General features: G+C 43.9%; 15 protein-coding genes, 2 tRNA genes and 3 rRNA genes. 15 read left to right on the forward strand and 5 right to left on the reverse strand.

The window, feature by feature from the left end:
- The first annotated feature begins 298 nt into the window (after nucleotides 1–298).
- The 6 genes from QR722_RS03790 (at nucleotide 299) to gntA (ending at nucleotide 7,207) form a co-directional block, all read left to right on the forward strand.
- A 16S ribosomal RNA gene (locus QR722_RS03790) occupies nucleotides 299–1,832 on the forward strand.
- Between the two features lie 242 nt (nucleotides 1,833–2,074).
- Nucleotides 2,075–2,151, forward strand: a tRNA-Ile gene (locus QR722_RS03795).
- A gap of 145 nt (nucleotides 2,152–2,296) precedes the next feature.
- Nucleotides 2,297–2,372: transfer RNA gene (locus tag QR722_RS03800), tRNA-Ala, on the forward strand.
- 549 nt (nucleotides 2,373–2,921) lie between these two features.
- A 23S ribosomal RNA gene (locus QR722_RS03805) occupies nucleotides 2,922–5,803 on the forward strand.
- A gap of 169 nt (nucleotides 5,804–5,972) precedes the next feature.
- Nucleotides 5,973–6,088: ribosomal RNA gene (gene rrf, locus QR722_RS03810) — 5S ribosomal RNA — on the forward strand.
- Together the 16S, 23S and 5S rRNA genes with 2 tRNA genes alongside form the textbook arrangement of a ribosomal RNA operon.
- A gap of 621 nt (nucleotides 6,089–6,709) precedes the next feature.
- The gene (gntA, locus tag QR722_RS03815) at nucleotides 6,710–7,207 is read left to right on the forward strand and encodes a guanitoxin biosynthesis heme-dependent pre-guanitoxin N-hydroxylase GntA (RefSeq protein WP_286287556.1); all 498 of its coding nucleotides are present in this window, start codon (nucleotides 6,710–6,712) and stop codon (nucleotides 7,205–7,207) included.
- Between the two features lie 13 nt (nucleotides 7,208–7,220).
- Here the strand turns inward: gntA and QR722_RS03820 are convergent, their stop codons facing one another.
- Nucleotides 7,221–8,321: an acyltransferase family protein gene (locus QR722_RS03820; protein ID WP_286285416.1), complete on the reverse strand. Its 1,101-nt coding sequence runs from the start codon at nucleotides 8,319–8,321 to the stop codon at nucleotides 7,221–7,223.
- 298 nt (nucleotides 8,322–8,619) lie between these two features.
- Between QR722_RS03820 and QR722_RS03825 the strand changes: the two genes are divergently transcribed.
- On the forward strand, nucleotides 8,620–10,098 hold the full coding sequence (locus QR722_RS03825; RefSeq protein WP_286285417.1) for a multiheme c-type cytochrome: 1,479 nt from the start codon (nucleotides 8,620–8,622) through the stop codon (nucleotides 10,096–10,098).
- A gap of 436 nt (nucleotides 10,099–10,534) precedes the next feature.
- On the opposite strand, the gene QR722_RS03830 is transcribed toward QR722_RS03825, so the two are convergent.
- Entirely contained in the window at nucleotides 10,535–11,551 is a 1,017-nt protein-coding gene (locus QR722_RS03830) for a LacI family DNA-binding transcriptional regulator (protein ID WP_286285418.1), read from the reverse strand.
- 263 nt (nucleotides 11,552–11,814) lie between these two features.
- On the opposite strand from QR722_RS03830, the gene QR722_RS03835 reads away from it, so the two are divergent.
- Nucleotides 11,815–13,029, forward strand: a complete 1,215-nt coding sequence (locus QR722_RS03835) for a serine hydrolase domain-containing protein (RefSeq protein WP_286285419.1) — start codon at nucleotides 11,815–11,817, stop codon at nucleotides 13,027–13,029.
- A gap of 38 nt (nucleotides 13,030–13,067) precedes the next feature.
- Here the strand turns inward: QR722_RS03835 and QR722_RS03840 are convergent, their stop codons facing one another.
- Nucleotides 13,068–13,517 carry a hypothetical protein gene (locus tag QR722_RS03840; protein ID WP_286285420.1) on the reverse strand — a complete coding sequence of 150 codons (450 nt, stop codon included), beginning with the start codon at nucleotides 13,515–13,517 and terminating at the stop codon, nucleotides 13,068–13,070.
- A gap of 125 nt (nucleotides 13,518–13,642) precedes the next feature.
- Here QR722_RS03840 and QR722_RS03845 point away from each other — a divergent pair, with 125 nt between their 5' ends.
- The 7 genes from QR722_RS03845 (at nucleotide 13,643) to lysC (ending at nucleotide 21,562) form a co-directional block, all read left to right on the forward strand.
- Nucleotides 13,643–14,764: a PQQ-dependent sugar dehydrogenase gene (locus QR722_RS03845; protein ID WP_286285421.1), complete on the forward strand. Its 1,122-nt coding sequence runs from the start codon at nucleotides 13,643–13,645 to the stop codon at nucleotides 14,762–14,764.
- A 172-nt stretch (nucleotides 14,765–14,936) separates the two neighbouring features.
- On the forward strand, nucleotides 14,937–17,549 hold the full coding sequence (acnB, locus tag QR722_RS03850; RefSeq protein WP_286285422.1) for a bifunctional aconitate hydratase 2/2-methylisocitrate dehydratase: 2,613 nt from the start codon (nucleotides 14,937–14,939) through the stop codon (nucleotides 17,547–17,549).
- 134 nt (nucleotides 17,550–17,683) lie between these two features.
- Nucleotides 17,684–18,895, forward strand: a complete 1,212-nt coding sequence (locus QR722_RS03855) for a DUF819 family protein (RefSeq protein WP_286285423.1) — start codon at nucleotides 17,684–17,686, stop codon at nucleotides 18,893–18,895.
- An 83-nt stretch (nucleotides 18,896–18,978) separates the two neighbouring features.
- On the forward strand, nucleotides 18,979–19,197 hold the full coding sequence (locus tag QR722_RS03860) for a hypothetical protein (protein WP_286285424.1): 219 nt from the start codon (nucleotides 18,979–18,981) through the stop codon (nucleotides 19,195–19,197).
- An 8-nt stretch (nucleotides 19,198–19,205) separates the two neighbouring features.
- The gene (locus tag QR722_RS03865; RefSeq protein WP_286285425.1) at nucleotides 19,206–19,646 is read left to right on the forward strand and encodes a DUF192 domain-containing protein; all 441 of its coding nucleotides are present in this window, start codon (nucleotides 19,206–19,208) and stop codon (nucleotides 19,644–19,646) included.
- Between the two features lie 26 nt (nucleotides 19,647–19,672).
- Nucleotides 19,673–20,074, forward strand: a complete 402-nt coding sequence (locus tag QR722_RS03870) for a GFA family protein (protein ID WP_286285426.1) — start codon at nucleotides 19,673–19,675, stop codon at nucleotides 20,072–20,074.
- A gap of 135 nt (nucleotides 20,075–20,209) precedes the next feature.
- The gene (gene lysC / locus QR722_RS03875; protein ID WP_286285427.1) at nucleotides 20,210–21,562 is read left to right on the forward strand and encodes a lysine-sensitive aspartokinase 3; all 1,353 of its coding nucleotides are present in this window, start codon (nucleotides 20,210–20,212) and stop codon (nucleotides 21,560–21,562) included.
- 104 nt (nucleotides 21,563–21,666) lie between these two features.
- Here the strand turns inward: lysC and QR722_RS03880 are convergent, their stop codons facing one another.
- Both QR722_RS03880 and QR722_RS03885 read right to left on the reverse strand, forming a co-directional pair.
- Entirely contained in the window at nucleotides 21,667–23,691 is a 2,025-nt protein-coding gene (locus QR722_RS03880; protein WP_286285428.1) for a methyl-accepting chemotaxis protein, read from the reverse strand.
- A 176-nt stretch (nucleotides 23,692–23,867) separates the two neighbouring features.
- Nucleotides 23,868–24,716: a symmetrical bis(5'-nucleosyl)-tetraphosphatase gene (locus QR722_RS03885; RefSeq protein ID WP_286285429.1), complete on the reverse strand. Its 849-nt coding sequence runs from the start codon at nucleotides 24,714–24,716 to the stop codon at nucleotides 23,868–23,870.
- Nucleotides 24,717–24,721: the final 5 nt, after the last annotated feature.

Below are 24,721 nucleotides of genomic sequence, written 5' to 3' on the forward strand. Positions count from 1 at the left end.
GAAATTAAAGTTAGATGGCAACTAAATAAATTAAATTATTAAGTTGACACCGAATCCGGAGAGTGTAGAATACGCCTCCCGCTTGAGAGAGACCTTAGGGTCAAGCTTCAGCAAGGAAAAAGATTTATCGGGTGACGTCAAATGCGACGCTTACCTTGAGCAAGAAAGCCAAGTGATAATGTTTACATATTTGCTGGCAAGATTAGCTCAAAACGTTCTTTAACAATTGATAACAAGACAATCTGTGTGGACACTCATTATAAGAGTGTTTACCAAAAAAATTCATATTTCGAAACTTTAATTGAAGAGTTTGATCATGGCTCAGATTGAACGCTGGCGGCAGGCCTAACACATGCAAGTCGAACGGTAGCAGAACTAGCTTGCTAGTTGCTGACGAGTGGCGGACGGGTGAGTAATGCCTGGGAATTTGCCTTTGTGTGGGGGATAACTATTGGAAACGATAGCTAATACCGCATAACGTCTACGGACCAAAGGGGGCTTTTAGCTCTCGCGCAAAGAGAAGCCCAGGTGAGATTAGCTAGTTGGCGGGGTAAGAGCCCACCAAGGCGACGATCTCTAGCTGTTCTGAGAGGAAGATCAGCCACACTGGGACTGAGACACGGCCCAGACTCCTACGGGAGGCAGCAGTGGGGAATATTGCACAATGGGGGAAACCCTGATGCAGCCATGCCGCGTGTGTGAAGAAGGCCTTCGGGTTGTAAAGCACTTTCAGTTGTGAGGAAAGGTTGATGGTTAATACCCATCAGCTGTGACGTTAGCAACAGAAGAAGCACCGGCTAACTCCGTGCCAGCAGCCGCGGTAATACGGAGGGTGCGAGCGTTAATCGGAATTACTGGGCGTAAAGCGCACGCAGGCGGTTGTATAAGCTAGATGTGAAAGCCCCGGGCTCAACCTGGGACGGTCATTTAGAACTGTACGACTAGAGTCTTGGAGAGGGGAGTGGAATTCCAGGTGTAGCGGTGAAATGCGTAGATATCTGGAGGAACATCAGTGGCGAAGGCGACTCCCTGGCCAAAGACTGACGCTCATGTGCGAAAGTGTGGGTAGCGAACAGGATTAGATACCCTGGTAGTCCACACCGTAAACGCTGTCTACTAGCTGTTTGTGGATTTTATCCGTGAGTAGCGAAGCTAACGCGATAAGTAGACCGCCTGGGGAGTACGGCCGCAAGGTTAAAACTCAAATGAATTGACGGGGGCCCGCACAAGCGGTGGAGCATGTGGTTTAATTCGATGCAACGCGAAGAACCTTACCTACTCTTGACATCCAGAAAATTTGGCAGAGATGCCTCAGTGCCTTCGGGAATTCTGAGACAGGTGCTGCATGGCTGTCGTCAGCTCGTGTCGTGAGATGTTGGGTTAAGTCCCGCAACGAGCGCAACCCTTGTCCTTAGTTGCCAGCATTTAGTTGGGCACTCTAAGGAGACTGCCGGTGACAAACCGGAGGAAGGTGGGGACGACGTCAAGTCATCATGGCCCTTACGAGTAGGGCTACACACGTGCTACAATGGCGAGTACAGAGGGAAGCGAGACAGTGATGTGGAGCGGACCCCTTAAAGCTCGTCGTAGTCCGGATTGGAGTCTGCAACTCGACTCCATGAAGTCGGAATCGCTAGTAATCGCAAATCAGAATGTTGCGGTGAATACGTTCCCGGGCCTTGTACACACCGCCCGTCACACCATGGGAGTGGGATGCAAAAGAAGTAGTTAGTCTAACCTTCGGGAGGACGATTACCACTTTGTGTTTCATGACTGGGGTGAAGTCGTAACAAGGTAACCCTAGGGGAACCTGGGGTTGGATCACCTCCTTACACTATAGGTATCACTTTTGTGATGCAGTGTTCACACAGATTGTTTTGTTGTTAATAAAGAAAGAGCAAAAGATGTGCTTGGGTAATTCAAGCAAACTCTTAGCGCTGTAATCATCGTTTATTGCGATGATTTTTGTTCTAGTCGAGCTGACGTTTGAGTGAGCGAGGGCATGTACAAGTGGTACATAACCGAGCGAGCGAAAACTAAAAGCGAAGAGTAGGGCGAAAAGCAGAAGCAAGAAAGGCTTGTAGCTCAGCTGGTTAGAGCGCACCCCTGATAAGGGTGAGGTCGGCAGTTCAAGTCTGCCCAAGCCTACCACTTCGCACCTATGCTGCGTTGGATACCTCGTCGTTTAGCAGGCTAAACGTCCTCGATATCCGCCTTGCCTAGATACGAATTGGCCGAAGATTCATCATCTTCAACCTTTTTACCTGATATTTGAATAAGATATGCAGCGTACAAAGGGGCTATAGCTCAGCTGGGAGAGCGCCTGCCTTGCACGCAGGAGGTCAGCAGTTCGATCCTGCTTAGCTCCACCACTTATTTAAGTGGCGATGATTTGCTCAAAAGGAAGTAAGCACCTTAATCAATATGTGTAGTAATAGCATAAATTGATTAGGGTTTTTTAAACCTTAAAAGTGCATTGTGTAAGCGACGTCATGTAATGATAGTCACCTTGCGCAAATGTTATCTCAAGAATCAGTGTTCACACGTTCACGTTTCTTGTTTCGATAATTTTGCACGAACGTTCTTTAACAATTTGGAAAGCTGATAAAAGTAATCAAAACTAAGAGTAATAATTGAAGAGTAATCTTCAAGCGTACTCTATCTGATTTTGTGATTAGTACTTGTCATGCATACACAAGCTCTTAAATGAGCACCTATGATTTGTGAATAAAAAGGCGCAAATCAAGCCAAAGAATATACCGTTAATCATTCATGTCTTTAACGGAATATTCAACGATTTGGTTTCTAGGCAAGTGGATACGAAAATCGAATGAGGGCGCATACGTATTTGTATGTAACCGAGTGAGATTGAAGAGCCACGCAGCATAGGAAGCAAAGCGGTAGGATATTTGGGGTTGTATGGTTAAGTGACTAAGCGTATACGGTGGATGCCTAGGCAGTTAGAGGCGATGAAGGACGTGTAAGTCTGCGAAAAGCTGTGGTGAGTTGACAAAACGCATTTGAACCACAGATATCCGAATGGGGAAACCCACCGCTTCGGCGGTATCATTAACTGAATACATAGGTTAATGAGGCAAACGAGGGGAACTGAAACATCTAAGTACCCTTAGGAAAAGAAATCAACCGAGATTCCCCTAGTAGCGGCGAGCGAACGGGGATTAGCCCTTAAGCTAATTGTAAGCCAGTGGAATGTGTTGGAAAGCACAGCGATACAAGGTGATAGCCCTGTACACAAAGGCGAACTTTAAGTGAAATCGAGTAGGTCGGGACACGTGTTATCTTGACTGAAAATGGGGGGACCATCCTCCAAGGCTAAATACTCCTAACTGACCGATAGTGAACCAGTACCGTGAGGGAAAGGCGAAAAGAACCCCTGTGAGGGGAGTGAAATAGAACCTGAAACCGTATACGTACAAGCAGTGGGAGCAGACTTGTTCTGTGACTGCGTACCTTTTGTATAATGGGTCAGCGACTTATATTTTGTAGCGAGGTTAACCGATTAGGGGAGCCGTAGTGAAAGCGAGCGTTAACTGCGCGTTTAGTTGCAAGGTATAGACCCGAAACCCGGTGATCTAGCCATGGGCAGGTTGAAGGTTGAGTAACATCAACTGGAGGACCGAACCCACTAACGTTGAAAAGTTAGGGGATGACCTGTGGCTGGGGGTGAAAGGCCAATCAAACCGGGAGATAGCTGGTTCTCCCCGAAAGCTATTTAGGTAGCGCCTCGGACGAACACCATTGGGGGTAGAGCACTGTTAAGGCTAGGGGGTCATCCCGACTTACCAACCCTTTGCAAACTCCGAATACCAATGAGTGATATCCGGGAGACACACGGCGGGTGCTAACGTCCGTCGTGAAGAGGGAAACAACCCAGACCGCCAGCTAAGGTCCCAAAATATTGCTAAGTGGGAAACGATGTGGGAAGGCTAAGACAGCTAGGAGGTTGGCTTAGAAGCAGCCACCCTTTAAAGAAAGCGTAATAGCTCACTAGTCGAGTCGGCCTGCGCGGAAGATGTAACGGGGCTAAGCAATATACCGAAGCTGCGGATGTCTACTTTGTAGACATGGTAGGGGAGCGTTGTGTAAGTGGTTGAAGGTGAGCTGTGAGGCGAGCTGGACATATCACAAGTGCGAATGCTGACATGAGTAACGATAATGGGGGTGAAAAACCCCCACGCCGGAAGACCAAGGTTTCCTGTCCCATGCTAATCAGGGCAGGGTAAGTCGGCCCCTAAGGCGAGGCAGAAATGCGTAGTCGATGGGAAACGGATTAATATTTCCGTACTTGGTATATCAGTGAAGGGGGGACGGAGAAGGCTAGGCAAGCTTGGTGTTGGTTATCCAAGTGAAAGTGCGTAGGGTAGAATTTTAGGTAAATCCGGAATTCTATTAGCCTGAGACACGAGACGAGACACCACGGTGTTGAAGTTGTTGATGCCATGCTTCCAGGAAAAGCCTCTAAACTTATGATATATCGAACCGTACCCCAAACCGACACAGGTGGTCAGGTAGAGAATACTAAGGCGCTTGAGAGAACTCGGGTGAAGGAACTCGGCAAAATAGTACCGTAACTTCGGGAGAAGGTACGCCCCTGTTTGTGAAGGACTTGCTCCGTAAGCGAATGGGGGTCGCAGTGACCAGGTGGCTGGGACTGTTTATTAAAAACACAGCACTGTGCTAAATCGCAAGATGACGTATACGGTGTGACACCTGCCCGGTGCCGGAAGGTTAATTGATGGGGTTAGCGTAAGCGAAGCTCTTGATCGAAGCCCCGGTAAACGGCGGCCGTAACTATAACGGTCCTAAGGTAGCGAAATTCCTTGTCGGGTAAGTTCCGACCTGCACGAATGGTGTAACCATGGCCACGCTGTCTCCACCCGAGACTCAGTGAAATTGAAATCGCAGTGAAGATGCTGTGTACCCGCACCTAGACGGAAAGACCCCGTGAACCTTTACTACAGCTTGGCACTGAACATTGAATCTACATGTGTAGAATAGGTGGGAGGCTTTGAAGCACAGTCGCTAGATTGTGTGGAGCCACCTTTGAAATACCACCCTTGTATATTTGATGTTCTAACATAGGTCCCTAATCGGGATTGTGGACAGTGTCTGGTGGGTAGTTTGACTGGGGCGGTCTCCTCCCAAAGAGTAACGGAGGAGCACGAAGGTTAGCTAATCACGGTCGGACATCGTGAGGTTAGTGCAATGGCATAAGCTAGCTTAACTGCGAGACAGACACGTCGAGCAGGTACGAAAGTAGGTCATAGTGATCCGGTGGTTCTGTATGGAAGGGCCATCGCTCAACGGATAAAAGGTACTCCGGGGATAACAGGCTGATACCGCCCAAGAGTTCATATCGACGGCGGTGTTTGGCACCTCGATGTCGGCTCATCACATCCTGGGGCTGAAGTCGGTCCCAAGGGTATGGCTGTTCGCCATTTAAAGTGGTACGCGAGCTGGGTTTAGAACGTCGTGAGACAGTTCGGTCCCTATCTGGTGTGGGCGTTGGATGATTGAGGGGAGCTGCTCCTAGTACGAGAGGACCGGAGTGGACGAACCGCTGGTGTTCGGGTTGTTTTGCCAAAGGCATTGCCCGGTAGCTACGTTCGGAATCGATAACCGCTGAAAGCATCTAAGCGGGAAGCGAGCCCCAAGATGAGTCATCCCTGACAGTTTAACTGTCCTAAAGGGTTGTTGAAGACTACGACGTAGATAGGCAGGGTGTGGAAGCGTTGCAAGGCGTTAAGCTAACCTGTACTAATTGCCCGTGAGGCTTAACCATACAACGCCCAAATGTCTTTGACATTGGTGTTGAATGAGTGACAAGACAACACAAAACAGGCTTGGTAAAACAAGCAAGAGTACGCAACTCGATTTGATTACGATATCGCTTTTCCAGATTTGTTAATGTTTGGTTTAACTACAACGTTAAACGAGACAACCAGTTTATGCCTGGCAGCCATAGCGATACGGTACCACCTGATCCCATTCCGAACTCAGAAGTGAAACGTATTAGCGGCGATGGTAGTGTGGGGTTTCCCCATGTGAGAGTAGCACACTGCCAGGCTCCCATTTAGAAGAAAGGCTACCTATTTAGGTAGCCTTTTTTTATGCCTGCGATTTAGCTAACGAAGTGCCTTTATGGGGTGGAGTATTCTCGATTCTCTAGTAAAGTAATCACGCTTTGCGCCGTCAGATAGCCAGCCTCACCTTGCGCAAACATAACTCAATAATTAGAATTCGCTACGCTCAGCATTTTGTTTCGTTAATTTTGCACCACCAAACCTAACCCCTCAAATGTCATGCAATGCCTGTCCACGTATCAAACGGCTAGGTGTCAACCTTCCATGGTGGTATCTCCAGCCCGACATCCATGTCGGTCGTGCGCTCAGGCGGAACTTCGTTCCTAAAACATCCTCGCTTACCCCCATGTGAGAGCCTTACGAAAATAGCGAAAAGCTTATATCAACCGAATGCTTAGATGTTCACAAGAAGGAATGCTGAATAAGTGCCACGACATATCGTTTTCTCGGATGAAAACGCTAAGCGTACAGGGATGTATTTACCGCGTGGTCGTGAGGCTTGTTTAGTGTTACTTCCCTGCAGTGTTTTATGCCTGTCCAGATAATATTAGCATAGCTTCAAGTTACTCTGACCCTGAGGTATCCCAGGCGACATCCTATTTGATATTTACAACTTCATCGACTCATTTGATATCGCTCGTGATATGTACTCATCGTTCGTATGTATTTTCGAAGGGTCAGACAACCTTAGTGAAAGGCAATTTGAGAGGGCACTATGGCGTAAACTACAACATTTACATGACGTTGACTCCTGTTCCCACAACTGGGATCCCAGTGTGAGCAAAGATCCATTATCAGACGACTTCAGTTTTAGCTTAGGAGGTGCAGCCTTTTTTATCATTGGCTTGAACCCCAATAGTTGCCGGAAAAGCCGTCAATTCGACTATCCTGCGGTTGTGTTCAATCTCCATTCACAATTTGAGGAACTTCGTCGTAAGGGAAAATTCAATAGTGTCAAAGACCATATCCGCAGGCGAGATAAAAAGTTTAGCGGATCACAAAATCCGATGTTAGCGACCCACGGAGATGGCTCTGAAATTTATCAATACAGTGGAAGAACGGTGGGAAAAAGCTGGAAATGCCCTTTTCAGGCAAAATCCTGAATGTTAAGTTCATCTACGCACCCGTTTTTAATCCGAACAAAAAGCGTAGCGGGGCAAAGGGACGGATAAAAAGCACACATATGCCTGTGGTAAGACAAAAAGACGCGATTATCAATGTAATTGCTTTGGCGGCTAAGCTAAGTTCAGTGTCAATGATATAGGCGCCAAACACGACAATTATTGTCTGATGGAATATATAAAAAGGGTAGATCAATTGATTACTCATTTTCAGCCAGTCAGGACGCTTTGTTAAGTATTCTTGAGCGAAACCAAATATCGTAAGTAATCCAGACCAAGCTACTAGGCAACACATCAACCACCAAATCGACCACCTAACGAATTCCGATAAATAAGGACTTAAATCTGGAGAAAAATAATATAGGTAGAAAGCTAAAGAGCTAAGTGAAAACCATTTTGCGTTAGTGGCTCTGTGTAGCCTTATATTATTCCACGAGACACTGGATTGAATGAATATCATCCCTGCTACAAAAAAGAACCAATAGTAAATAACGGAGGCGGGATTTCCCAAAGACTGGCCATCACCATGGAATATGTTGTTCAGAGGTACACGAATTGCTATAAGCACTAAGACCAAGCTAAACAAGGCATTGGGCTTGCTCGTATATCTTTCTAACAAAGCATTTAGCCTATTGCCATAGCGGGAATTTAAAATTGAATGCATTGGAATAACAAGCAATGAAAATACGACTAAATATTCAATAAACCACAGATGATTAGTCTTAAACTCAAGCATTAGTAGCGGGAAAGCACTAAAAAAAGATTCGTAATCTGGCTTGTTTTCAATATAAGTTTGTGGCGGCACAATAAACAAGATACCGACAAAAAGGGGCAAGGCTAGACGCAAAAATTTATCTTTTGTAAAATTTAATGGTGATTTTTTTGCTAATAATAGAGTACTTCCGGCGCCCGCAATTAGAAACAAACTAGGTAATCGTAATTGCTCGAAAAAAACCATAATATCGTCAAGCAGTTTGCTCGACTCGGTATTCATTATGTGCCAATCATCACCATTAAATGGCATCAAACCATGGTGTAAAAATACCGCAAAGACAAGTATTACTCTTAACCAGTCGAGTTGAGGGCGGCGTTCCATAATACTTCCTATGACCTAATGAGTTGTAACTAAGCGCGGGCAATATTAACAACAATGTTGTTCCCGCTACAAGCCGTCGAAAGGGTAGTATAAATACCCTGTCGAATTTAACCTGTTATTTCACCATTAATTATTATCTTAGTGTTCTGATTGTCCGTGCAGTTTAAATTTATTTCAATGGCAGCAGGCAACATTGTGAATGGTCGAAAAGAGTAGGTGATCAAAAGTAAATAATATTAAAAGTTTACTATACAATTGCATTTATTATTACTTTGCCCAAGTTGTCGGCCCTATTCTAATGCGAATTTTCTTAGTTTTTTTCCCCGTTTTATGCATAGCTATTATCGCCTTTATTTGGTTTGGTCAAGAGGACTACGCTCAGGTTTTTCACGCTGAATATGTTGGCAGTGAAGTGTGCGGTGACTGTCATATAATTAATTATGACGGGTGGAAAATGTCCCCTCACCATAATATAACCAATGAGCCGAGTGACAACACTGTGGTAGGTAACTTTAATGACGGTGTGTTCTACCTTAATACCGATCCAGAAAAATCTCAGCCAGCGGTTAAATCCTTTAAACAAAACGGTGAGTTTTACCTAGCGCTTAAAAATATACGGTCGCAAGATTACACGCCTTTCAAGATAGAAAAAGTTATTGGTTATCAATATCGTCAGACCTACCTTACCCAAGAGGAAGGAGGCGTGCTGCGCAGACTGCCAGTACAGTGGTCAGTTGCCCGAGGAGAGTTTTTTGCTTACTGGAATGAACAAGAGCAAAGTCCAGAAACGGTGCAAGATCTATGGGAGCAAATGAAACCACTCAACTCCGCTTGGAATTTGTACTGTGCTCGTTGTCACACTACGAATTTACAGCAGATCAGTAAAAATAGAGCGCATACTTTTGCAAATGTGAAATGGACTGAAGATGGTGTAGGGTGCGAGGTGTGTCATGGACCAGGCAGTGCTCATGTTGATTACATGCAGGACAAACCTGTCAATCGGGTAATGTCATTAGTCAATCTCAAATTATTCGAGCAGCCTGTTCCATATATTATGAATGCGGCGGACCACTCGCAAGGCGTGGCATTGAGCGTGTGCGCACGTTGCCATGGAGCAGACATCCTGCGTAAGCGAATGGATGCGTATCGGACTTTCTTCCCAGGTTATAACCTTGCTGGTGAGCTAAACGACTTATCGGAGTATTTTACCGAAGCCGAATCTGTACCAGGGCGCACTTTTCCGACCTTGCAAATATGGCCAGATGGTCGCCCTAAAGGCTTGGGTACCTTGTTCCGTTCTTTTGCTGATTCTAAGCATTATGAAGACACAGACATGCGTTGTTATGATTGCCATGATCCTCACAATAATAAGCGGCCAACTGAGGTAGGCATTCTTGAAGCAAGTGAAGTCAGTAATGAGTTTTGTGTCGGTTGTCATCAACCTATAGTGCAGAATTTGCCCGCGCATACAAGACACAAAACCGGCAGCCAAGGCTCCTATTGCTATGACTGTCATATGCCCAAGAATTTACTTAATCAGGTGTCTGGAATAGATTATTTTGTGCGTAGTCACAATATGGGGACCATTCCAAATCCTTTGTTGTCGGTTAAACTTGGACTGAATAATTCGCCCAACGCTTGCAATGAGTGCCATTCTAAACAAACGGCTCAATGGGCAGTGGATAAAATGCGTGAATGGGGCATGGACAAGCATTTGGTGGAAACAGACTTGCACCTTAATCGCAATGCACATTCTGATATTCCGCACAGCCATTAATGTTTTAAAGGTAAAACTCCACCGTTTTGAATTTTAACATGCAGAGCTTGTTTGGGGGGAAATTAGGTTGTGCAACTTGGATAGGGAAATTAACTTTTTGTTTAGGATATTGGATTAACCTCCTGCATCTAAAATGCAAAAGGGAGATGGTGATCGCCAATTTGACGACCACCATCTAAAGCACCATTTACGGTGCCACACACACAAAAAAAACTCTAGCGATATACCTATCTGTGACCCTAGACTGCAAGACTAGTTCAATCTAGGCAATTAATAAATTTAGTTTTATCTTTTCGAAAGCTTATTAAATGGGCTCATTATCATCTAATCAACACGTCTTTATTCTCAGGGCTTCCCGGTGTATTCCTGAGAAAATTAAACCAATTCAGAGTAAAGCTTGTTCTTAAAAAAACACTCAGTCCATAAAGAAAATAGTTTAACTTTTCACCGGGCCGGTGCTTTGCCTGATTATTAAGGTATGAGGCAAAAACTCACAGGAAGGTTTAGGTATGCCGTTTTTCAATTGATCCAAAAGCGCATCAATACAAGCATTGCCAATTTCTTCTAAAGGTTGATGTATGGTGGTGAGTGCAGGGGTGACATATTCAGCATAACGGATGTCATCAAAACCCATCACAGAAATATCCTCGGGAATGGTAAATCCTCGTTTCTGCAAAGCCCCCATAACGCCAATGGCCATGTCATCATTGAAACAAAATATTGCAGTGGGTCGCTCTTTCAGAGCCATCAATTGATTAACGGCAGTTTCGCCACATAGTACATCATAGTCACCCTCAATCACCCATTGAGGTTCATAGCCAATTCCGATATTTTTCAATGCATTTACATAGCCTTGTAATCGTTCTTGGGAACTAGGGGTTGAGCTAGGTCCAGTGACGGCGGCAATACGATGGTGGCCCAAAGCTGCAAGGTGATCAACAGCATCAGCAGATGCGCGAATATTATCAACAGTAACTTGCACAAGCTGTGAGTGTTTAGCCCTTTCATTGCCATTCACCAAAGGCGGTATCTGTTCATAAAGCGGTCGAGACTCATCTATGTTAAAAGGCAGGTTACCGCTAAAAAGCAAGATCCCATCTGCTTGCCCCATGGAGACTAGTTCAGCGTAATGGTGTTCCCGGTCAGTCAGTCCTTGAGTATCGCCAAGTAATACAGAGTAGCCGCGACTTTGCGCTCGGTTTTCTATAGCGCGGATAATTCCCGCGTTAACAGGTTTGGTAATGTCAGGAATAATCGCAACAATGTTACCGGTTTTTCGGGTGCGCAGACTAGCACCAATGCGATTCGGCCGATATCCGGTTTCATCAATTACTTTTTTGACTCTGGCCAAGGTTTTTTTAGACACCAACTCTGGATTACTAAATACTCTGGAGACGGTAGCGGGGGAAACTTTGGCCCGCATAGCGATGTCCTTAATCCCAATGACAGCCATATTCTGCACTCCATTTTTAAATAATTTATGCTGGTGCTTTGAGCATAGCATTTAAATCCTTTGTATCCATTAACTTCAACGGGTTGGGGTTATTTTTAAGTTGTATTTAGTGCGTTGAAAAGTTTCATAAAGCCGTTCGCTATATTGCGGGTTATGTTCTGTATCATGCGTATTGTTGAGGGGCAGAAACAAGCAAACTGGTATCAATTTAGTTATGCCTAGGTTAAGGTTTGTTTAATGGACTTTTCAGATAGATTTCAACGATGAACACACGACAAAATATCAAATTAGTAGCACTTTTTGTTTGCGTGCTGGCTGTATTACTTTCTTTAATTTTCAGTAGTAATTTAGTGCGTCTTTATACTGCCGTTACCTTGTACGAAGAAGACAAAATAGTGACTAATTTTTTGTCCTTGTATAAAAACTTTAATGCCAACAAGATTGAAGCTAGCACTGAACCTTTTCACTTTCCGCAAGCTTTATCGCCCTTGCCTGAATCTTTTCAATGGCAGGGTAACACTTTTTCAGTTTCTGAATTTTTGCAACAAAGCGGTACCACTGGGTTTATGGTAATAAAAGACGGTCAAATCCGTTATGAAAATTACTTTCAAGGACATGCTCAAGACAAACTGCATATTTCTTGGTCGATGGGAAAGTCCTTTTTATCAGCCTTGTTTGGTATCGCAATTGAGGAAGGCTACATTGCTAACATTGAGCAACAGGTAACCGAATATGTCCCCGAGTTGATCGGCAGCGGGTATGACGGTGTGCGAATTAAAGACGTGTTGCAAATGTCCTCAGGGGTAAGATTTAACGAAGATTATGGTGACTTCTTTTCTGATATTAATCGATTTTCCCGAGCGGTGGCGTTTGGCACATCTTTGGATGAGTTTGCTGCATCCTTGGAGCGAGAACGCGAGCCCGGAACCTATAATCATTATGTCAGTATTGATACCCAAGTGTTAGGCATGGTGTTAACTCGTGCTCTTGACGTAAGTTTGACGGAATTTCTTGATACCAAGATTTGGCAACCTTTGGGTATGGAGTATCCGCTATATTGGCTCAAAGACGACTACAATATGGAGTTAGCGCTAGGTGGATTGAACGTCGCGTTGCGAGATTATGCTAAATTTGGTTGGCTGTACGCCAACGCCGGACAATGGCAGGGAAAACAAATCGTACCTAAACAGTGGATTATTGATTCTGTTACACCCGATGGTGCCCATGTTCAGGTGGGCGAAAACAACCCTGCGTCTAGTTCAGCTTTCGGCTATGGCTATCAATGGTGGATCCCATTGGATGCTGACGATGAATTTGCCGCACAAGGGATTTATCACCAGTATATTTATATAGATCCCGATCAGCAGCTCGTCATCGTTAAAAACTCTGCCAATCACCAATACAACGATAAAAGTAAAAATTGGAGCGCGAAACATTACGCTATGTTTAGGGCTATCCAGCGCCACTATAGTGACTAAAACACTAGGTTCTGCCACAACAATAGTGCAATACGCCTTTAGTGTTTGTGAACCTTAGGGTTGCGCTGGTGCATAAATGCCCAGCCACCAAATAAGCCAGCGAGGCCTTGCAAGGCTATACCTAGGGGCTCTCTTGCGCCGGCGATTAGCGTAATATCTAAAATTGGATGCATGATCATCAAAGCACTTAAAATCGCCACCGCTCCGGCAATCGGATATAAATAATTAACTTGTCTTTTGCTCAGTACTGAAATTAACTTAACTACCAAAAAGCCCAGCAGTAAAGCGACAGCAATAGCACTACCATATGCGGGTAATAAGCCAAGCATATCGTCTACGCTAGTCGATAAGCGGGTTTGAAAATTGATTACAACGCCTATTTTGCTCAATTCGTACAGTATTATTTGGGTATGAAATAAGCTGGCTAGAATGTAACTGCACATAACGGCGAGTAAAAAATCAATAACGAGTTTAAAACTTTGCTGCAAGACGGTTCTCCTAGCTAATTTATCGTGTTTGATTAGTCTGCCATGATCTGAACAAAAGCAAAACAACTATTGGTATTGGTAAATAAAGTGATTATTCTAAACTTATACAGATAAAGGAGCCTTGTATGTTGCTGCGAAAAATTAGCTCATTATTATGTGTTTTTTGCGTTGCTGGTGGAATTTCATTCGATGGGCTGAGTAATCAAACCGATCCATTTGAGGTGGAAGAAGTTGTTGCTGAAATTGCCTATCCGTGGTCAATGACGTTCATCTCAGACAATCAATTCTTAGTGACTCAACGCAGCGGATTTTTGCGTCACGTCGTCAATAAAACAGTCGGAGCTCCAGTCAAGGGCTTACCTGATGATATTTATTTTAACGGTCAAGGTGGTTTACTGGATATAGTATTGCACCCAGACTACCTAGAAAATGGTTGGATTTATCTTTCCTACTCCGCAGGCAATGATAAAAGCAATACGTTAAAGGTCATTCGAGCCAAACTGCAGGACAATCAATTAGTCGATTTGCAAACGATATTGGTGGTCAACCCTAGCCGCGATACACCGGTACACTATGGGGCCAAAATGGCTTTTCTCGGCGACAATACCTTGTTGATAACATCCGGCGACGGCTTTGATTATCGTGAAGATGCACAGCGGCTAAATAATCAAATGGGTAAAATATTAAGGATTAACGATGATGGCAGCATCCCAGTAGACAATCCCTTCGCTGGCGATCCGAAACAACCTCTTGCTAACAGTGTCTTTAGTGTAGGTCATCGAAATCCACAAGGACTAGTTTATGATGCGAACAGGGGGCTAGTGTATTCTCATGAACATGGCCCTGCAGGCGGAGATGAAATTAATGTGATTAAACCGGGTAAAAACTATGGTTGGCCAGTTATCACCTATGGACGAGATTATTCTGGGGCGAGCATATCGCCCTTTACAACCTATCCGGGAATGGAACAACCTCTGGTTGACTGGACACCTTCCATCGCACCATCAGCAATGGTAGTTTACAATGGACAGGAGTTTCCACAAATGCGCGGTGACTTATTGGTCACTACGTTAAAAGCTAAAGAATTGCGCTGGGTGAAAATGAGCGGTAATAAAGCGGTAGAGCAACAGTCATTGTTGACCGATTTAGGTTATCGATTGCGAGACATCAAAGTACACCCAGATGGTTCTATCTATCTGCTAACAGACGGCGGTAAAATTTTGCGTTTAACCGCCAAATTGGATTGAGGCCATTTAGCGCCGATGTACAAAACTAAATATTCACTTATTCAGCACGTTATAAGTGCACTGTATGCTGGCTATAAGTAAACAAAAGCATTGAAAAATTTATATTTATTGCGTTTACCTTTATACTTATGCCACGCAAAATTCTATATTCATATATTAAGAGGGCTAAATAGTGTTAGAAGCTTATCGTACACACGTTGAAGAACGCGCCGCAGAAGGGATCCCACCTAAGCCACTAAATGCAGAACAAGTTGCAGGATTGGTTGAGTTGTTGAAAAATCCCCCTGCTGGTGAAGAAGAGTACTTGTTGGAGCTACTTTCTGAACGAGTTCCTCCAGGTGTTGATGAAGCCGCTTATGTTAAAGCGGGCTTTTTGGCAGCCATTGTAAATGGTGAAGCCACTTCTCCTCTCATTTCAAAAGATGCTGCTATCCAGTTGTTGGGTAACATGCACGGTGGTTACAACATCATTACTTTGGTCGAAGCTTTAGATAATGACGATTTGGCCGAGCTTGCTGCTGAAGAGTTAAAGCACACTTTGCTGATGTTTGATGCTTTCCATGATGTGGAAGAAAAAGCTAAAGCCGGTAATGAGTACGCTAAAGACGTATTACAATCTTGGGCTGATGCAGAGTGGTTTACTTCACGTCCTGACTTGGCTGAGAAAATCACTGTTAGCGTATTCAAAGTCACCAGCGAAACCAATACAGATGATTTATCACCTGCACCAGATGCGTGGTCTCGTCCTGATATTCCATTGCACGCTCGCGCCATGTATAAAATGACCCGTGACGGTCTGACACCTGAAAAACACGGTGAAGTTGGCCCGATGGGACAAATTGATGAGATTAAAGCTAAGGGTTATCCCGTTGCTTTCGTCGGTGATGTGGTTGGAACAGGCTCTTCGAGAAAATCTGCAACTAACTCAGTATTATGGTTCTTTGGTGAAGATTTACCAGGGGTGCCGAATAAACGTGGTGGCGGAATCTGTATTGGCGGAAAAGTTGCACCTATATTCTTCAACACCATGGAAGATGCAGGTGCATTAGTATTTGAAGCTGATGTAGATAAATTGGAAATGGGTGATGTCATCGATATCTATCCATTGGAAGGCAAAATTCTAAACCATGAAACTGGTGAAGTGTTGTCTGAGTACTCGTATAAGTCGAAAGTTTTATTAGATGAAGTCCGCGCTGGTGGACGTATCAACCTAATAATCGGCCGTGGTTTAACTGACAAGGCACGCGAATCTTTAGGTTTGGGTGTGTCTGATTTGTTCCGCAAACCAGAGCAACCTGCTGATTCTGACAAGGGATATACCTTAGCGCAGAAAATGGTAGGTAAAGCTTGTGGTGTTGATGGTGTGCGTCCAGGCACATACTGTGAACCTAAAATGACCACTGTTGGTTCGCAAGATACTACAGGTCCTATGACTCGTGATGAGCTCAAAGACTTGGCTTGTCTTGGCTTTACCGCTGATCTTACCATGCAATCATTCTGTCATACTGCGGCTTATCCTAAGCCAGTAGATATTGACACTCAGCATACTCTACCTGACTTCATTATGAATCGTGGCGGTGTGTCTTTGCGTCCAGGTGACGGTATTATTCACTCCTGGTTAAACCGTATGTTGTTGCCTGATACTGTTGGTACTGGTGGTGATTCTCACACCCGTTTCCCGCTGGGTATTTCGTTCCCTGCCGGTTCTGGGTTGGTGGCCTTCGCCGCTGCTACTGGTGTTATGCCATTGGATATGCCTGAGTCAGTCTTGGTGCGCTTTAAAGGTAAGATGCAACCAGGAATTACCCTTCGTGACCTCGTCCATGCTATTCCACTTTACGCAATTAAAAACGGTCTGTTGACTGTTGCCAAAAAAGGCAAAATCAACGAATTCTCTGGTCGTGTACTAGAAATTGAGGGTTTAGAGCATCTTACTGTTGAGCAAGCATTTGAATTGTCTGATGCGTCTGCTGAGCGCTCTGCTGCTGGCTGTACTATCAAGCTTTCGAAAGAATCAATTACAGAGTATTTGAACTCTAATATTACCATGTTGCGCTGGATGATTAACGAAGGTTACGGTGATGTTCGTACTCTTGAACGTCGTGCACGTAAGATGGAAGAGTGGATTGCAAATCCAGAGTTGATGGAAGCCGATAGCGATGCAGAGTACAAAGAAGTGCTTGAAATTGACTTAGACGAAATCAAAGAACCGATTTTATGTTGCCCGAACGACCCTGATGATGCAAAAACATTATCTGATGTGGCTGGTGATAAAGTTGATGAAGTGTTTATCGGTTCATGTATGACTAATATCGGTCACTTCCGTGCAGCGGGTAAATTGCTAGAGCAATTTAACGGTACTTTACCAACACGATTATGGATTTCGCCTCCGACTAAAATGGATCAAGCCCAGTTAATGGAAGAGGGCTATTACAATATTTATGGTCGTGCAGGGGTAAGAACTGAAATGCCAGGTTGTTCGCTGTGTATGGGTAACCAAGCACGTGTATTAGCTGGAGCGACGGTACTTTCTACTTCTACCCGTAACTTCCCTAACCGCTTAGGTGATGGAGCAAACGTTTATCTTTGCTCTGCAGAGCTTGCAGCAGTTGGTGCGATTGTAGGTAAAATACCAACAACTGCTGAGTACATGGAATACGCTAATAAGATCGAATCAATGAGCGGTGATGTCTTCCGTTACTTGAACTTCGATCGCATGGATGTGTTCAAAAAAGCAGCCGCTGAAGCTAAAGAAAAGATTATTCCAACATTGAATATCACTTAATTTAATTATATGCCAAACAAACCGGACTTAGCTTTTGCTTAGTCCGGTTTTTTTATGCAAACTAATGGCCGAATTTGATCGCCCTAAAAGGGCATATCTCATAGTAAATTAAAAACAATCAAGGAAGCCATTCAATGTTTTCAACTGACGGGTCGTTAATTTCCGCAGATCAGCACTTTGCTGTATTAGGGGCTTTGTTCGCTATAGCGCTATTTGGCTTTTGGGCCGAACAAAAATCTTGGGGTAAATTGGTTACTGGCGCAGTTTGGGCAATATTAGGGGCCATTCTAGCCTCGAATTTAGGCTTAATACCTAAAGACGCGCCAGCATATGGTTTCGTATTTCAATATTTGGTGCCAGCACTCATTCCTCTGTTTCTTATGCACGCAGATGTTCGGCGTATCGTCGGTGAAAGCGGCCGGGTGGGTATTGGTTTCATTTTAGCTTGTATAGGCACCGCATTGGGGGCAGTTTTGGCCGCCAACTTATTGGATTTAGGCGCGCAGGAAGGGGATTTAGCCGGCATTTTCACTGCAACCTATACCGGTGGTTCAGTTAATTATGCTGCGGTCATACAATCCACTGGTTTTGATGATGCTAACATCATTTCCGCCGCTACTGCCGTTGACAATTTAATGAGTGCTATTTTCTTGGCTGCATTGGCATTAATGCCCGCTTCAGCCTGGTTAATGTCCAAATATGCAAAGCGTGACCATGCCGAAGGCGATGAAGCCTTGTTGACGCAACAAGAACAGAACGTCAGTGGTTTTAGTCTTGCAGCATCAATAACCTTTGCCTTAGTTGTAGTGGCCTTATCTGATGGCGCAGTGGCACTGCTCAATCAGTTTGCCAACGGGCAGGATAGCTTCTCTGGTTTACGTTATGTATTTATCACTATTTTTGCCGTTATTCCAGCGACCTTGATGCCTCAAAAAATGCAAAAAATGCATGGCGGTCAAAGTGTAGGTTTAGTTTTAGCCTTTGTATTCTTTGCAGCTATTGCTGCTGGTGCCGATGTGAGTAAGTTGATTGGTACGGCTCCGATTCTACTGGCTTTTGTCGTCATCTTGTTATTGGTGCATGCTTTTGTAGTGTTTGTAGGTGGCGCATTAATCAGTTATTGCGCAATCAAAATCACTGGTAATAAAGATTCTGGATTGGCATTGTCATTGCCAGAGCTTATTATAGCTTCTAATGCGGCGATATTAGGAGCCACTACGGCACCGGCTTTGGCTATGGCCAGAGGCTGGCCCGGTTTAGTGACCCCTGGTGTGTTAGTAGGTGTGGCGGGATATATCGTTGGTACACCGCTAGGGATTGCTATAGCCACTTTTATGGCGGGTTAAGCTAAATAGCAAACAAACTAAATGAACTATAGGTTGGGCCGATAATCTTAATTGAGTCATGTACTCAACAAACGGGTCTGAAAATGAAAAGAGTTACCATTTTGAGTATTTGCTACATGCTGTCAGCCTGTTCTAGTATGGCCGGAAAACAACTTCTGGGAAATGCCGCTGCAGATCTAGCAAACACGAAAATTGGCTATGGTAAGCAATGCTTTGCCGTGAAAAGTCAATGTGTACAAGGACAATATGAAGCCTGGCACACCAGTGATGGTGTTGAGGGTTGCTCTTGCAAACAACTATAATGATCACTATGAATATAAATAAAGTTTTAATACGTTTTTTTGCCGCTTTCAGCCTTATAGCTGGTGCTTCAGTATGGGCAATTGATTTTGATAGCGCGGAAATTAGCGTTAAAGACATGACACTCAAAGTAGAGTTAGCTCAAACATTTGAACAACGCATGCAAGGACTGATGCATCGTACAGAGTTATGCAATGCTTGCGGGATGCTATTTGAATATTCACGTTCACGACGTGTCAGCATGTGGATGAAAAATACGCTAATACCACTTGATGTGGCTTTTATTGATGATAAAGGAATTATTGTCGATATTTTCCCAATGCAACCTAATGATTTAACCTCGATTTCTTCCACTCATGATGTGAAGTATGCGTTAGAAATGAATCAGACATGGTTTGCCAACAATGATATCAAAATAGGCGATAAGGTTACTATTACTGCCGCTGAATAACGTTTATTTGCCAAAAAAGGATAGACATGACTGATAAGGCTGAATTAACCACCTTTAGTGGCAGTTGCCATTGTGGCGCGGTCAAATTTGAAGTTGATAGCTTTACCGAAGTTGAAGTAGAAGATTGCAACTGTTCGGTCTGCAGTAAATTTGGATTTTTGCATCTGATAGTGCCTGCCAGCCGGTTTAGATTGTTGACCGAATTAGCTAATCTTACTGAATATAGATTTAATACTGGTGTGGCCAGGCATTTGTTTTGCGCAACCTGCGGTGCCAAACCATTTTATTACCCCCGCTCAAATCCCGACGGTGTAGACATCAATGTACGATGTTTGGATATAAAACCTCCAGTGATCAATATCGTGCCGTTTGATGGGCAAAACTGGGAAGCTAATGCTGCGAGCCTAGCCCACAAAAGTAAAGAATAACGGGTCAAGCCATTGAATTTTAATTCATCAAATTCGCATAAATAATGCCAATTGATGGGGTCAGATGACTGATTTTTGTATAGATTTGAGTTAATTCTGCTAGTCTATAACCACTAATAACCCTAAGGACAAAGCGTGACTGTTTCTTCTCTTAATATTGCAAAATTTGGTGGTACTAGTGTGGCGACCATGTCGGCCATGCGTAACTGTGCCAAAATCGTAGCGGCTGAACCTGCTACACGAGTGGTGGTTGTGAGTGCTTCGGCAGGCGTGACTAACCATCTGGTGAGTTTGGCTAATACCCCGTTAACCCAAGCTCAAATTATCGATATCATTGAAAAGATAAAAGCTATTCAATATTCAATTTTGCAAGATTTAGGTAAGCCACCAGAGTTATCTGAAAAACTCGAATCTTTACTCGAAGCACTTATCGACGCCGCACAGCACGAAGAACTGCTACACCGTGACGACTTAAAGGACACCTTGCTATCTTTTGGTGAAAGAATGTCATCGCTATTGTTTACTGAAGTACTCAAGCGAGAAGGCGTCAATGCAGAAAACTTCGACGTTCGAAAAGTATTACGCACTGACACGACTTTCGGTGAAGCGGTTCCTCAGCTTGCCGAGATTGAGCGTTTGGCATCACAACTTATGCAACCTGAGATAATTGATAAAGTGCTAGTGACTCAAGGGTTTGTAGGAGCAGATGAAATAGGGCGCACAACTACTCTAGGCAGAGGCGGTAGTGATTTCACCGCAGCCTTGTTGGCAGAAGCGTTAGGTGCGCAAAGTTGTGAAATATGGACTGATGTCGTGGGCGTATATACAACCGACCCTAGGATCACTGATACTGCTCGCCCTTTACCTGAGCTTAGTTTTGAAGAAGCAGCTGAGATGGCAAACTTCGGCGCCAAAGTGCTGCATCCCGCTACTATGGAACCAGCCTTACGCCAAGACATAAAAGTATTTGTAGGCTCAAGTAAAGAGCCTGAAAAGGGCGGCACCTGGATCGTTCGAAATTGCAAGCATGAACCGCCTTATCGTGCTATTACGCGCAGGAAAGAGCAGGTAATGGTCACCGTTAAAACCCCGAAGATGATGCACGCGCCAGGCTTTTTGCAGCAGGTATTCACTATAATTGCCAAACATAATTTAAGTGTTGATTTGGTTACCACATCTGAAATAGCGGTCTCTTTTACTTTAGATAATCCAGCCAACTCAGTGGCAGAAAAACTTAACCGTGAAACTCTCGATGAATTGCGGGATTTTTGTGAAGTGGTGATTGAGAATAATTATGATTTGGTCACCGTTGTTGGCAATAATATGCATAGTGCAGCAGGGGTCTCCAGTAAGATATTCTGGTCGGTTAGGGACTATAATTTACGCATGATTTGCTATGGTGCCAACCCTCACAACATGTCTTTCTTAGTTCATCAGGATGATAGTACCGAAATAGTCAAAGAGCTACATAGAAGTCTTTTTGAATAGAGACTAAGACGTAGGATAAATATGTGGCAGGGTAAAGTGATGCCCATTTATACTTAAACCAAAAAAAATGCCGCTAATCAGCGGCATTTTTATAGTGCTAGTAATCACACTCTAAACTGTTGGATAGAAGCTTGTAGCTCTTCTGCTAGTTTTGCAACTTCTTCGCTTGAGTCAGCAGTTTGCTGTGCGCCAACAGAGGTTTCTTCTGCTATGCCAACAATGTTCTCTAGTTTCTCACTGATCTCTTGTGACACTAAGTTCTGTTCACGAGCCGATTGTTCTATCTGACTACTTACATCGTGTGCCTTGTGGACTGCTGCAGTAATCAAATCTAAGGCTTGAGTTGCTTTCTCAGTTTGTTCAACACATAAAGTAGTTTGTTCTTTACCTTGATTCATCACAGTCACGGCTTTCTCCGCGCCGGCTTGTAATACTTCAATCATGGCATTTATTTCTTGAGTGGATTGTTGTGTGCGACTTGCTAGGGTACGAACTTCATCGGCAACAACAGCGAATCCACGACCTTGCTCACCGGCACGTGCAGCCTCAATGGCAGCATTTAGGGCCAGCAAGTTTGTTTGATCTGCCACGCCGCGAATAACATCTAGGATGCCACCAATACTGGCACTATCTTGATGTAATTTATTGATTACCGAAGCGGCATCGTCAACGTCTACAGCAAGCTTTTCGATGGTGCGCTTATTCTCTAATGAAATAGATTTCACTTTCTCAGCTTCTTTATCTGCATGTCTGATCTGATTCAAAGTATCTTCAGCACTTTGCGTGACCATCTGAGACGTACTATGCATTTCAGTAGTAGCAGCAGCAACTTGCGCCACTTGAGATTTTTGATTGTTAATTGAATGGGTAGTCTGGGCGGTAACGGCCGATGTCTCTTCAGAGGCTGCTGCTAATTGAGCCGCACGCGAGCTAATACCGGTAATAAGACTCTTCAGACTTTCGATCAAATTATTCACACTCTTAGCAAGCTCACCAAACTCGTCATCTGATGAATCATCTAACTTACGAGTTAAATCACCTGAGGAAACTATGTGCAATACTTCATTAACTTTACGTAAGGGTACCGTAATGGCCCTGACACTCTTATAACCAATCCAAAAGGCAATGACCGCCGAGAAAAGTATAAATATGATAATAATAGTAGTGCCACTGGAGACTTTATCGGCAACTTGTTCTTTCATCATATTGGTTTTAGCTTCTGCTAACTTCAGCAATTCATTCAGCTCTGCTATGGCTTCCCGAATATTGTTTTCTGATGCTTCTAGCGCCTTGCTAGCTTCTATATGTTTATTTAAACGATTAACCTGAGTTTGTAATAAACCATCGGAGGCGGTTACCGAGCTTATCACCGAACCAACTAGATCTGATATCTCGTCAAGGGTGCCACTATCGTCACGGCCCCCAGCTAAGGATTGCATTTCAGCCAACTGTTCTGATACTTGGTTAATCACCAACTCGACTTCATTACCAATTGTTTTGGCGCGTATCAAATTAGTCGTTTTGATATAATCTGCGCTGACAGTCAGCAGAGTAAGCAGTGAAGTTTCTAATTTACCACCCATTTCTGAAGCCTGGCGAAGTTTGCTGTCTCTTTGTACTGAACCCATATCAGCGAAGTCGAGGATTAATGTGGAAGAGTCATCTGCATTGTCTTCTACATTGCTGACGATATTTCCAAGGATGACTTCATATTCTAAGTCAGCCTTGCGGCTGTTGAACATAGTAGTGACATTAGTAATATATTGTTGATAAATACCGTCAACGTTGTTCATTGCTCCACTAAATGCGGGGTCTTTTTTGACGATACTGCGAATGGTGCTGAATTCACTAGTAAAGTTACTTTGGCTAGTTTGAAAATTATTTAGTTTATTTTCTAACTGAGCGAGGTCTTTCTCATGGTAACCCTCAACAGTCAATCTCCCCATATTGAGGAAAGATACTTTGAGCTGATTACTGCCATTTAGAGTGGGGATTGCTAAGGTATTTACTTCTTCAGTCGCACTATCGATAGCACTAAAATTTATTAGCGATGATATGCCAATAATAAGTAGTAAAAGAGAAATTAAGGTAAAGCCACCAATGACTCGTGCAGCCACAGTTATTTTCATTTAGATACTCCTATTGCTACTTACTATCTGAATTGTTAATCGTTGAACCGCCAAGGCAGACCAATTACTAGTGTGTCAAATTCCGACCCAAAGGTCACTAAAAAAAGACAGGTATTAGATGTCAGTGCAAAAGTATAAGCCGACATCAGTAAATTTGCGCAATGTTTTGTCTGCTGTTAAGACAATTTGATCTTAGTATCGACCGTTTTATCGGATTCTTTATTACTAACTATGTGTCTTGTGTCGGTTTCTAGGCAATAAAGGGTCATATGATTTCCCCAGATGAAACCCGTATCTAAACCAATAAATTGTTCAGAGTGAGTTTGCCCCATCAGAGTTGCCCAATGTCCAAAAAACACTCGCTGCTGGGTCTTTAATTTATGGTTTTGGATGCTAAACCAAGGTTGAATTGACGAAGCAGCCTTCGATGGCGCGCCTTTACTGGAAAACTCCAACTTTCCCCCCTTCGTCAAATAACGCATTCTCGTGAAGGCGTTGGCAATAAAGCGCGCGCGATCGGGCCCTTGTAAGTCTTTGCGCCAAACAGAGGGTTCGTTGCCGTACATTTGTTGAAGAACCTTTACCCAGTTCGGACCTTGAATTTGAGCTGAAAACTCGTCACTTAACTTAAGCGCTTTTTTAAACGACCAAGAGGGATACAATCCTGCATGGCATATCAGCGTCTGTTTATTAATTTTTCTGGCTAAGGGTTTACTGCGTAACCAATAGACAATTTCTTCGACTTGGTCGGATTGCAATAAAGCATCTAGAAAATCACTTTTCTTAGGCGTTTTTAATCCGGCTTGTATAGCGAGGAAATGTAGATCGTGGTTACCCAACACAGTATCAAATGCTTCGCCCAGCGAACGCAAGTATAATAACGTATCTAAGGAATCTGGGCCCCTGGCAATCAAATCACCGACTCCCCACAATTTGTCTTTTAGCGGGTCGAAACTGACCTGTTGCAGCAATTGCTGCAAACCGTGCAAACATCCTTGAATATCACCAACAATATAATTTGCCATAGCTG

It is taken from the genome of Aliiglaciecola sp. LCG003 (assembly GCF_030316135.1).
Taxonomy (GTDB): domain Bacteria; phylum Pseudomonadota; class Gammaproteobacteria; order Enterobacterales; family Alteromonadaceae; genus Aliiglaciecola.

Bases quoted from the DNA above. Each gene is read 5' to 3' on its own strand.
- QR722_RS03820 (WP_286285416.1), bottom strand. From the start codon at position 8,321: ATGGAACGCCGCCCTCAACTCGACTGGTTAAGAGTAATACTTGTCTTT.
- QR722_RS03825 (WP_286285417.1), top strand. From the start codon at position 8,620: ATGCGAATTTTCTTAGTTTTTTTCCCCGTTTTATGCATAGCTATTATC.
- QR722_RS03830 (WP_286285418.1), bottom strand. From the start codon at position 11,551: ATGGCTGTCATTGGGATTAAGGACATCGCTATGCGGGCCAAAGTTTCC.
- QR722_RS03835 (WP_286285419.1), top strand. From the start codon at position 11,815: ATGAACACACGACAAAATATCAAATTAGTAGCACTTTTTGTTTGCGTG.
- QR722_RS03845 (WP_286285421.1), top strand. From the start codon at position 13,643: ATGTTGCTGCGAAAAATTAGCTCATTATTATGTGTTTTTTGCGTTGCT.
- QR722_RS03855 (WP_286285423.1), top strand. From the start codon at position 17,684: ATGTTTTCAACTGACGGGTCGTTAATTTCCGCAGATCAGCACTTTGCT.
- QR722_RS03860 (WP_286285424.1), top strand. From the start codon at position 18,979: ATGAAAAGAGTTACCATTTTGAGTATTTGCTACATGCTGTCAGCCTGT.
- QR722_RS03865 (WP_286285425.1), top strand. From the start codon at position 19,206: ATGAATATAAATAAAGTTTTAATACGTTTTTTTGCCGCTTTCAGCCTT.
- QR722_RS03870 (WP_286285426.1), top strand. From the start codon at position 19,673: ATGACTGATAAGGCTGAATTAACCACCTTTAGTGGCAGTTGCCATTGT.
- QR722_RS03880 (WP_286285428.1), bottom strand. From the start codon at position 23,691: ATGAAAATAACTGTGGCTGCACGAGTCATTGGTGGCTTTACCTTAATT.
- QR722_RS03885 (WP_286285429.1), bottom strand. From the start codon at position 24,716: ATGGCAAATTATATTGTTGGTGATATTCAAGGATGTTTGCACGGTTTG.